This is a genomic window from Bradyrhizobium sp. 2TAF24 (assembly GCF_052115025.1).
In the GTDB taxonomy this organism is placed as follows: domain Bacteria; phylum Pseudomonadota; class Alphaproteobacteria; order Rhizobiales; family Xanthobacteraceae; genus Bradyrhizobium_A.
Genome location: NZ_JBFRFW010000081.1, coordinates 1 through 398, shown reverse-complemented (window position 1 = coordinate 398; position 398 = coordinate 1). Strand labels below are relative to the sequence as shown.

General features: G+C 69.1%; 1 protein-coding gene. It reads right to left on the bottom strand.

The genetic code is table 11. The features are described 5' to 3' along the window. Positions 1-398: filamentous haemagglutinin family protein (locus tag AB4Z37_RS33005; RefSeq protein WP_441520885.1), on the bottom strand; the 398-nt coding region annotated here is incomplete at both ends.

Below are 398 nucleotides of genomic sequence, written 5' to 3'. Positions count from 1 at the left end.
CCGATCAGCGTGGCGATGCCGGCGCCGGTCTGCGGCGTCACCGGCGCCTTGGTGACGTTGCCATAGCGATCGACCGTGAACTGCGGCGGCGAGGTGACGAGCGAGGTCTTCTTGCCCTTGCCGGCATTGAGGTCGCCGTTCATCGAGAACATCAGGATGTCGCCGCCGAGCTCGGTGAACACCCGCGACTGCGCCACGATGACRTCGCGGTCGCTGTAGGTGYTGACGCTGCCGCCGCGCAGSGTSAGCACGCCCGGCCGCGCGGTRTCGACCTGSCCGGTGAGATCCGGCGTCTGGTTCTCGATGCCGAGCGTCACGCTGCCGCCCGGCGCCAGGATGTTGATGTCGCCGCCGGCCTCGGTGCGGATGCGGCCGAGCTGATACACCGACAGGTCGCC